The organism is Bacillus sp. SIMBA_031 (genome assembly GCF_046535225.1).
In the GTDB taxonomy this organism is placed as follows: domain Bacteria; phylum Bacillota; class Bacilli; order Bacillales; family Bacillaceae; genus Bacillus; species Bacillus velezensis.
Map to the genome: position 1 here is coordinate 1 of NZ_JAWRXC010000541.1, position 248 is coordinate 248.

Sequence of the window (248 nt, forward strand, 5' to 3'; positions counted from 1 at the left end):
GTATTGCCCTATCTCACCCTCGGCCCATTCGTATGCCTCCGTCTCCAAAATCGCGGCATATCCAAAAATGGAACTAAGCGGCGTCTTCAAATCGTGCGAGAGCCCAGATATCCATTCTTCCCGCGTACGTTCCATGTCCTTTTGCCGTTGTTCATTCATCCGCAGCGTCTCACTTAAATGTCCGAGAGCATCGAACATATCTTTATACACAGCAAATGACCGCTTCCATTTCCCTTTTCGCGTCATCC

General features: G+C 49.2%; 1 protein-coding gene. It reads right to left on the reverse strand.

Features of this window, described 5'->3' with window-relative positions; translation table 11 throughout:
- Positions 1–210, reverse strand: a 210-nt coding sequence (locus tag SB724_RS21310; RefSeq protein WP_410573005.1) for a histidine kinase dimerization/phospho-acceptor domain-containing protein, incomplete at its 3' end; no start/stop codon positions are given.
- Positions 211–248: the final 38 nt, after the last annotated feature.